Source organism: Pseudomonas sp. Sample_11 (assembly GCF_004307505.1).
Lineage (GTDB): Bacteria > Pseudomonadota > Gammaproteobacteria > Pseudomonadales > Pseudomonadaceae > Aquipseudomonas > Aquipseudomonas atacamensis.
Genome location: NZ_RCOD01000054.1, coordinates 97,282 through 106,057 on the forward strand (window position 1 = coordinate 97,282; position 8,776 = coordinate 106,057).

The 8,776-nt window shown below is 61.2% G+C and carries 11 protein-coding genes; 1 reads left to right on the forward strand and 10 read right to left on the reverse strand.

The window, feature by feature from the left end:
• Positions 1–148: 148 nt before the first annotated feature.
• The 10 genes from D8U60_RS16280 to ubiE all read right to left on the reverse strand — a co-directional run bounded on the left by D8U60_RS16280 (position 149) and on the right by ubiE (position 8,368).
• Positions 149–2,065: a methyl-accepting chemotaxis protein gene (locus tag D8U60_RS16280; RefSeq protein WP_130900488.1), complete on the reverse strand. Its 1,917-nt coding sequence runs from the start codon at positions 2,063–2,065 to the stop codon at positions 149–151.
• A gap of 205 nt (positions 2,066–2,270) precedes the next feature.
• Entirely contained in the window at positions 2,271–2,978 is a 708-nt protein-coding gene (locus D8U60_RS16285) for a 16S rRNA (uracil(1498)-N(3))-methyltransferase (protein WP_110602565.1), read from the reverse strand.
• The gene (gene tatC, locus D8U60_RS16290; RefSeq protein ID WP_016772075.1) at positions 2,975–3,766 is read right to left on the reverse strand and encodes a twin-arginine translocase subunit TatC; all 792 of its coding nucleotides are present in this window, start codon (positions 3,764–3,766) and stop codon (positions 2,975–2,977) included. The genes D8U60_RS16285 and tatC overlap by 4 nt, the downstream gene beginning before the upstream one ends.
• Positions 3,763–4,209, reverse strand: coding sequence for a Sec-independent protein translocase protein TatB (tatB, locus tag D8U60_RS16295; protein WP_110602567.1), 447 nt, complete (start codon positions 4,207–4,209; stop codon positions 3,763–3,765). The genes tatC and tatB overlap by 4 nt, the downstream gene beginning before the upstream one ends.
• Before the next feature lie 10 nt (positions 4,210–4,219).
• Positions 4,220–4,501 (reverse strand): twin-arginine translocase TatA/TatE family subunit, encoded by a 282-nt coding sequence (locus D8U60_RS16300; protein ID WP_016772073.1) that lies wholly within the window; start codon positions 4,499–4,501, stop codon positions 4,220–4,222.
• A gap of 25 nt (positions 4,502–4,526) precedes the next feature.
• Positions 4,527–4,859, reverse strand: coding sequence for a phosphoribosyl-ATP diphosphatase (locus D8U60_RS16305; RefSeq protein ID WP_003220849.1), 333 nt, complete (start codon positions 4,857–4,859; stop codon positions 4,527–4,529).
• Positions 4,852–5,253, reverse strand: coding sequence for a phosphoribosyl-AMP cyclohydrolase (gene hisI / locus D8U60_RS16310; protein WP_007899278.1), 402 nt, complete (start codon positions 5,251–5,253; stop codon positions 4,852–4,854). Before hisI ends, D8U60_RS16305 begins: the two co-directional genes overlap by 8 nt.
• 120 nt (positions 5,254–5,373) lie before the next feature.
• Complete coding sequence (ubiB, locus tag D8U60_RS16315) at positions 5,374–6,978, reverse strand: ubiquinone biosynthesis regulatory protein kinase UbiB (protein ID WP_024011256.1); 1,605 nt, start codon at positions 6,976–6,978, stop codon at positions 5,374–5,376.
• Positions 6,975–7,598: an SCP2 domain-containing protein gene (locus tag D8U60_RS16320; RefSeq protein WP_122611078.1), complete on the reverse strand. Its 624-nt coding sequence runs from the start codon at positions 7,596–7,598 to the stop codon at positions 6,975–6,977. Before D8U60_RS16320 ends, ubiB begins: the two co-directional genes overlap by 4 nt.
• Positions 7,598–8,368: a bifunctional demethylmenaquinone methyltransferase/2-methoxy-6-polyprenyl-1,4-benzoquinol methylase UbiE gene (ubiE, locus tag D8U60_RS16325; RefSeq protein WP_016772069.1), complete on the reverse strand. Its 771-nt coding sequence runs from the start codon at positions 8,366–8,368 to the stop codon at positions 7,598–7,600. The genes D8U60_RS16320 and ubiE overlap by 1 nt, the downstream gene beginning before the upstream one ends.
• Positions 8,369–8,522: 154 nt before the next feature.
• Between ubiE and D8U60_RS16330 the strand changes: the two genes are divergently transcribed.
• The coding region (locus D8U60_RS16330; RefSeq protein WP_130900489.1) for a polyhydroxyalkanoic acid system family protein at positions 8,523–8,776 on the forward strand (254 nt) is incomplete at its 3' end.

Sequence of the window (8,776 nt, forward strand, 5' to 3'; positions counted from 1 at the left end):
GGCGCGCCCGTTACCTACGACGCGCATACCGCGCCGCTGCCTTCGCGAGCAGGCTCGCTCCCACAGGGAAACGCATTCCAAGGTGGCAGCGAGCCTGCTCGCGAATGGCATCACCTCGGTTACAGGCGAACCGAGGCCGTGCATCAACTCAGACTTTGAAGCGGCCGACCAGCATCTGCAGATGCGTGCCCAACCGCGCCAGCTCGACGCTGGACGCTGCGGTCTCTTCACTCGCCGCCGAGGTCTGATCGGACACATCGCGCACGTTCAGCACGCTGCGGTTGATCTCTTCGGCCACGGCGCTCTGTTGCTCGGCGGCTGCGGCGATCTGCTGGTTCATCGCCTGGATCGCCGACACAGTGCGGGTGATGCTTTCGAGCGAGCCGCCGGCACGCCGGGTCAGTTCGACGCTGCTGTCGGTCAGGCTGCGGCTGTTGTCCATGATCGTCGCCACTTGCTGAGTGCCGTTTTGCAGACCGACGATCAGCTCCTCGATCTCTTCGGTGGACTTCTGCGTGCGCTGGGCGAGGCTGCGAACTTCGTCGGCAACCACGGCGAAACCACGTCCGGCTTCACCTGCGCGGGCCGCTTCGATGGCGGCGTTGAGGGCCAGCAGGTTGGTTTGCTGGGCCACCGACTTGATCACATCGAGGACGCTGCCGATCTTGTCGCTTTCACGCTTGAGCTCGCCCATGGCTTCGGTGGAATGGCCGACCTCGACCGCCAGTCGTTCGATCTGGGCGATGGCTTCGCCGACGACCTTGTCACCTTCGCGGGCCTGTTGGTCGGCGGCGACGGCGGCCTCGGAAGCTTCTTCAGCGTTGCGTGCGACTTCCTGCACGGTGGCGGCCATCTCATTCATGGCGGTGGCGACCTGATCGGTCTCGACCTTCTGATTGTTGACCCCGGCGCTGGTCTGCTCGGTCACCGCGGATAGCTCTTCAGCGGCGCTGGCGATCTGCGTGACGCCGTCGCTGATACCGCCGATCAACTCGCGCAGGCCCTGGGTCATGCTTTGCATCGAGCGCTGCAATTGCCCGAGTTCATCGCGACGCAGGGAAACCAGGTTGTGGGTCAGGTCGCCGGCGGCCACGCGCTCGGCGACTTTCAGGGTCTGGGTCAGCGGAATGATGATTTGCCGAGTGATCGCCCAAGCCGCAATCAGACCGAAGGCCAGTGCCAGCGCAGTGGCGACCAGCAGCATGTTCTTGGCATGGGCAGCATCGGTGTCGCGCACCACGGTTTGCGATTCAGTGAGCTTTTTGCTGGCCGCGATCAGGATGTCGCCCTGAGCCGACATGTTGACCAGCGCGGCGGCGTTCTTGACCTGCGAATCCCGGAACTGAGCGACGGCGGCGCGATAGGCCTTGAGCGAGTCGGTGGCTTGCTGCAGGTTGGCGATGTGCTGCTCTGGCACGCGGGTCGGCAGGCTTTCGAGGTTTTTCAGGGCGTTGTCGATGGCGCTCAGCGCCGGTTGCTCGGCATCGGCCTTGCCGCTGTAGGTGTAGCCGCGCACCTGATAGCGCGCCTGCTGCAACAGTTTGCTCAGCTCGATCACTGCGTTGTATTGCGCAACGCTGTCACCTTGCAGCAGGGCGCTTTCGACTTCGCCGACCTTGGCCACGGCATTATCGGCATTGGCGCCAAGCTTGCTCCGCGCGTCTTCACGCTGGACGGTGGCCTGGGTCATTTCGCCGAAAGCGCGTTTGTATTCGGCGACCGCAGCAAGCTGTTGATCGACCATCGCCACATCGGACGGCTGCTCGATCATGCCGCGTGCCGATTGCAGACCGCTTTCGAGTTTGCTGAGCAATTCATTGACCGCCCCCGGACCCTGTTCACCACGACGCATGTCGTAGTCCATGCGCGCCAGGCGCAGGTCTTTGGTCAGCTCATTGAGGCTGGAAATGAAGCCGAGCTTGTCGCCACGGCTGATGATGCCGCTCATGCCGGTCCAGCCGGTGAAAGTGATCAACAGCGTCAGCAACAGCACCAGGCCGAAACCGATGCCCAGCTTGCGTTTGACGCTGACGTTTCCAAGACTCTCGGCTAACCAACGGTACATGCGACCACTCCCTTCGGACCACTTGATTGGACTTATAGGGGGTGTATCGGCTGGGTGATGGCAATCTGTAACGCCACTTGTCTGCGACTGCAGGGGCTTGTAGGAGCTGACGAGTGCAACGAGGCTGCGATCCTTTGATCTTGCGTTTAAAACAAGATCAAAAGATCGCAGCCTTCGGCAGCTCCTACACAGGATCGGTGTTGCGTCAGAACAGGCGTGCGAGCAGGGCGGTGACGGCGGTTTCGACGCGCAGGATGCGCTCGCCCAGTTGCACCGGTTGCAGGCCGGATTTGGCCAGCAGATCGATTTCGTAGGGAATCCAACCACCCTCGGGGCCGATGGCCAGGGTCACCGGTTCGCTCAGAGCGCGCGGGCAGGGCGGGAAGTTGCCGGGGTGGCCGACCAGGCCGAGGGTGCCCTCGGCGATCGCCGGCAAGCGATCTTCAACAAAAGGCTTGAAGCGCTTCTCGATAACGATCTCCGGCAACACCGTATCGCGAGCCTGTTCGAGCCCGAGGATCAACTGCTCACGAATCGCTTCCGGCTCCAGAAACGGCGTCTGCCAGAAGCTTTTTTCGACGCGATAGCTGTTGACCAGAATCACCTTGGCCACGCCCATGGTCGCGACGGTCTGGAACACGCGGCGGAGCATTTTCGGCCGGGGCAGGGCCAGCACCAGGGTCAGCGGCAGCTTGGCCGGCGGAGGCTGATCAAGGCTGACACGCAACTCTGCTTCGCCCGCTTCCAGACGCAGCAACTCGGCCGAACCCATCAACCCGTTGATGCGCCCGACGCGCAGGCTGTCGCCGACTTCCGAGCGATGCACTTCCTGCATGTGCGTAAGGCGCCGGTCGCGCAGGATCACGCGGTCAGCCGCAATGAAGTCGGCCTCTTCGAGCAGCAGCAGGTTCATGCCTGGGTCGCTGGCGGCTGGTCGTTGTGGTCGTCGGCCGGCGTTTCGTCCGGGCGTTCGCGCTTGCTGACCAGCGCGCCAAAGAGGATGCCGATTTCGAACAGCATCCACATCGGCACAGCCAGCAGGGTCTGCGAGAAGATGTCCGGCGGGGTCAGGATCATGCCGACCACGAAGCAGCCGATGATCACGTACGGGCGGATCTTCTTCAGGTATTTGACGTCGACCACGCCGATCCACACCAGCAGGACCACGGCCACCGGGATCTCGAACGCCACGCCGAAGGCGAAGAACAGCGTCATGACGAAATCGAGGTAGCTGGCGATGTCGGTCATCATTTCCACGCCGGCCGGGGTGGCAGCGGCGAAAAACTTGAAGATCAGCGGAAAAACGAAGTAATAGGCGAACGCCATGCCGATGTAGAAGAGCAGGATGCTGGAGATCAGCAACGGTACCGCGACGCGTTTTTCATGCTTGTACAGGCCCGGTGCGATAAAGCCCCAGATCTGATGCAGGATCACTGGAATCGCAAGAAACAGCGAAACCATCATCGTCAGTTTCAGCGGCGTCAGGAACGGCGACGACACGTCTGTGGCGATCATCGTCGCGCCGACCGGCAGATACTGGCGCAGCGGCGTCGAGACGAAGGTGTAGATCTGCTGGGTGAACGCGAACAGCCCGGCAAAGATAATGAAGATCGCCGCCACGCAACGCAGCAGGCGGGTGCGCAACTCGGTGAGGTGCGATACCAGCGGCATGTGCTGGTCGTTTTCCGGAAGATCGCTCATGGGGCTCGCGGCGGCAGTGTAGGGTCTTGAGGCGCTGGTGTAGTCGGCGCGGCGGAGGGCGCTACGTGTTCAACCGATGTATTCGCAGTAACCGGCGCCGGTCCTGGCGGTGTTACAACAGGTGCAGGTGCAGTGGGAGCGGCAGCGCTGTGAATCGTCTGCTCGCCCATAGGCTCGACCGGCGTCGGCTCCTGCTGGTTCGGATTGAAAATCTTCCGCGCCTCTTGCTCCAGCGACAGAATATGTTCGTTGTGCAGTTGCCGACGGATCTCGTCGGCACCGATTTCACGTTCAACTTCCTGTTTGATCGCGTTGAAGCTGCGCTTCAGGCGGCCGACCCACAGACCGGCGGTGCGCGCAGCGCCCGGCAGACGCTCGGGGCCGAGCACCAGCAGGGCGACGAGGCCGACGAGCAGCAGTTCAGAGAAGCTGATACCAAACATTAGTCAGTGCTCACACGTCTTTGCGGATCGGCTCTTCGACTTTTTGCGCCTGCACGTCGATGGTGTGCGGCGGGTTGGCCTGAGCGGTGGTTTGCGGCTGCACCGGTGGCACAGGCTGGGCCGGCGGGGTCACGCTAGGCTCGGCCGGTTTTTCGTCGTCGTTCATGGCTTTGCGAAAGCCCTTGATCGATTCGCCAACGTCGGTGCCGAGGTTTTTCAGTTTCTTGGTACCGAATACCAGCACCACGACAATCAGAATGACGACCCAGTGTTTCCAGTCAAAAATGCCCATGTGGCGATTCCTCTCTAAAAGTTGTTCAGGCGGACGGACGCGAGGCTTTCTCGACGTGTCCGGACAAGCCGAAGCGACGGTCCAGTTCATCCAGCACGGCCTGCGGATGCTGCCCCAGTTGGGCGAGCATGACCATGCTGTGGAACCACAGGTCGGCGGTCTCGTAGATCACATCACTGCAATCGCCGCTGATGGCGGCATCCTTGGCGGCAATAATGGTTTCGACCGACTCTTCGCCGACTTTCTCCAGAATCTTGTTCAGCCCCTTGTGATACAGGCTGGCGACATACGAACTGTCGGCGGCTGCGCCTTTGCGCTCTTCAAGTACCTGAGCGAGGCGGGTCAGGGTGTCACTCATGTGTGTGTCCTGCGGAATAGATAGCGTGCGGGTCTTTCAGTACCGGGTCGACCGTTTTCCAGTCGCCGTTTTCGAAGACCCGGTAAAAGCAGCTTTGACGGCCGGTGTGGCAGGCGATGTCGCCGATCTGTTCAACCATCAGGATGATCACGTCGGCGTCACAGTCCAGGCGCATTTCATGCAGGGTCTGCACATGGCCGGACTCTTCGCCCTTGCGCCACAGCTTGCCACGGGAACGTGACCAGTAGATTGCACGATTTTCCGCAGCGGTCAGTTCCAGCGCTTCGCGGTTCATCCAGGCCATCATCAATACGCGCCCGGTCTTGTGATCCTGGGCAATCGCCGGCACCAGGCCGTCAGCGTCCCACTTGATCTCGTCCAGCCAGTTTTTCATCTTCAATTCCTGAAAAGCAGCTTCGAGTTTCAAGCTTCAAGCTGCAAGTAAAAGCAGGTTGCGGTGTTCCGGTGTCGTCAAGCTTGCAGCTGGCAGCTTATAACTTGCAGCTGATTCGTGCTATCGGCGAACGACCAGATACAAACCGACTGCGATCATGATTCCGGCGGGCCAATGCGCCCACTCGGTCAGCGGACCACCCGCAGCGAGGATCGCGCCGCCGGCCAGATGCGCGCAGCCGAGCAGGCGCAGGAACCAGTCGTCCTTGCGTTTGCGCCACGGCGGCGGTGGGTCTTTGGCGTGGGGTTGCGACATGCGTTCGAGCAGATCGCGGGCCATGTTCGACAGGTGCGGAATCTGCTCCAGCTGGCTCTGCACGTTGCCCAGCAAGGCTTTCGGGCTGACGCGTTCGCGCATCCAGCGCTCGAGAAACGGCTGCGCGGTGTTCCACAGATCCAGATCCGGGTACAGCTGACGCCCGAGGCCTTCGATATTCAGCAAGGTCTTCTGCAACAGCACCAGTTGCGGCTGCACTTCCATGTTGAAACGGCGAGCGGTCTGGAACAGGCGCATCAGCACCTGGCCAAATGAAATATCTTTTAACGGTTTTTCGAAGATCGGTTCGCACACCGTACGGATCGCCGCTTCGAATTCGTTGAGTTTGGTTTCCGCCGGTACCCAGCCCGAATCGATGTGCAACTGCGCCACACGGCGGTAGTCACGCTTGAAGAAGGCGAACAGGTTGCGCGCCAGATAATCCTGGTCTTCCGGGGTCAGGCTGCCGACGATGCCGCAGTCGATCGCGATGTACTGCGGGCTCCACGGATTGACCGTGCTGACGAAGATGTTGCCCGGGTGCATGTCGGCGTGGAAGAAACTGTCGCGGAACACCTGAGTGAAGAAGATCTCCACGCCACGCTCGGCGAGCATTTTCATGTCGGTGCGCTGGTCAGCGAGGGTCGCCAGATCGGTGACCTGGATGCCGTAGATGCGCTCCATGACCAGCACTTTCGGCCGGCACCAGTCCCAATAGACTTGCGGTACATAAAGCAGCTGCGAGCCTTCGAAGTTGCGGCGCAACTGGCTGGCGTTGGCCGCCTCGCGCAACAGATCGAGTTCGTCGTAAATGGTTTTTTCGTAGTCCTGCACCACATCGACCGGGTGCAGCAGGCGCGCGTCAGCGGAGAACTTCTCGGCGGCGCGGGCAAGGATGAACAGCCATGCCAGATCCTGCGCGATGATCGGTTTCAGGCCCGGACGAATCACCTTGACCACGACTTCTTCGCCGCTTTTGAGCTGCGCCGCATGCACCTGCGCTACCGAGGCCGAGGCCAGCGGGGCGACGTCGAAACGGCTGAACACTTCGCTGATTTTCTTGCCCAGCTGTTCTTCGATCAGCTTGATCGACACTTGCGAATCGAACGGCGGCACGCGGTCCTGCAGCAGCATCAGCTCATCGGCGATGTCTTCCGGCAACAGGTCGCGGCGGGTCGAAAGAATCTGCCCGAACTTGATGAAGATCGGCCCCAGATCCTGCAACGCCAGACGCAAGCGCGCACCACGGTTGAGTTCCAGCGGCTTGCGCGGCAGCCAGCGCCACGGCAGCAAAAAGCGCACGGCCAGAAGGAACCAGGGCAGTGGCAGATCGAACAGCAGGTCATCGAGGCGGTAGCGGATCACGACGCGCTGGATGCGCAACAGACGGCGGACGGCAAGCAGCTTCATGCGTTATCGCTTGGGTCGAGGGATCGGGAAAGGCGCTCGAAACGCGCCTCGAGTCGTTCCAGATCAAGTTTGATCCGGTCCAGTTCGCTGAACCGCGCTTCGGCTTCGCGCTGCCCGACGAGGGTGCGCGATTCTTCGGCGAGGTATTCGGCAAGATTCTGGTTGAGGCTGGCAAATCCTTGTTGATACCAGCGTGCGCGGCTGCGCAGGTGACCACCGAGCAGTTGCGTGGCGACCGGACCGAGCCAGCGCGAGAGTTCGTACTCCCAGTCCAGCTCGAGATCCTGCAGTAGGCCGGCCAGCTCAAGCAGCACGCCGCTGTCGCCATCGAGCTCGACTTCCGGCGCGTGCAGCACCGCGGTCTTGTCTTTGCTCAGGGCCAGTTTCACCAGGCTCGAGGCCGGTGCGCGCAACGTGCAATCGACATCCGCTGCCCACTGCGAGGCAAGCATCAAGCCTTCGTCGCTGGGCAGGATGAACAGTTGCAGCGCCGGGCTGCGGCAGTCGACGGCAATCACCTTGCCGGTCAGATGCGCCAGGCGCGGCAGCGCCGTGCTGTCGAGACGCAGCACCCGGTTGAGGCCGAGTTCGACGCTGGCGAGCAGCCCGGTGAGCAACATCAGGGTTTGATGCCGCGGTGCAGGGCGACGATGCCTGCGGTCATGTTGTGATAGGTCACGCGGTCGAAACCGGCCTCGACCATCATCGACTTCAGGGTTTCCTGATTCGGGTGCATGCGGATCGATTCGGCCAGGTAGCGATAGCTTTCCGAATCGTTGGTGATCAGCTTGCCCATCAGCGGCATGAAGGCGAACGAGTAGGCGTCGTAGGCTTTCGACATCAGCGCGTTGGTCGGCTTGGAGAATTCCAGTACCAGCAGGCGTCCGCCGGGCTTGAGCACGCGCAGCATCGAACGCAACGCGTCCTCTTTGTGCGTCACGTTGCGCAGGCCGAAGGCGATGGTCACGCAGTCGAAATGGTTGTCCGGGAACGGCAGTTTTTCCGCATCGGCCTGAACGAATTCGACGTTGCCGGCAACGCCCAGATCGAGCAGACGATCACGGCCGACCTTGAGCATCGACTCGTTGATGTCGGCCAGCACGACCTGGCCGGTCGGGCCGACGAGGTTCGAGAACTTGCGGGTCAGGTCGCCGGTGCCACCGGCGATGTCGAGCACGCGGTTGCCGCTGCGCACGCCGGAAAGCTCGATCGCGAAACGCTTCCACAGACGGTGCATGCCGCCCGACAGAAGGTCGTTCATCAGGTCGTATTTCGCGGCTACGGAATGGAAAACCTCAGCGACTTTTTCCGCTTTCTGGCTTTCCGGAACGTTTTTGAAGCCGAAGTGAGTGGTGGGTTCGGCATCGCTGCCTTTGCGCTGATCAGTCATATCGCTGTCACCAAAAGAGAATGCGCGACATTCTAATCCCCAAGCCATGCTTTGTCTTGGAATGGCTAAAGGTAAGATGGGCAACCTTCGGGACGATTTGCCGCAGATGCGGTCAAGATTCAACGTCAGCCATTCAATCATCAGGAGTCATTCCATGGCCAAAATCAGTGTTGAGCGCGCCCACACTCTGGGCAAGGACGCCGCCCGCGAAAAGGCCGACAAACTGGCCAAAAAGCTCAATGAACAATACGGCCTTGAGCCGCAGTGGTCGGGCGACACCCTGAACCTCAAGCGCTCCGGCGTGAAAGGTGAAGTGCACGTGGCGGACGATTCGATCAGGGTCGACGTCGAGCTGGGCCTGATGATGTCGGCCATGAGCGGCATGATCAAAGCCGAGATCGAGAAGGC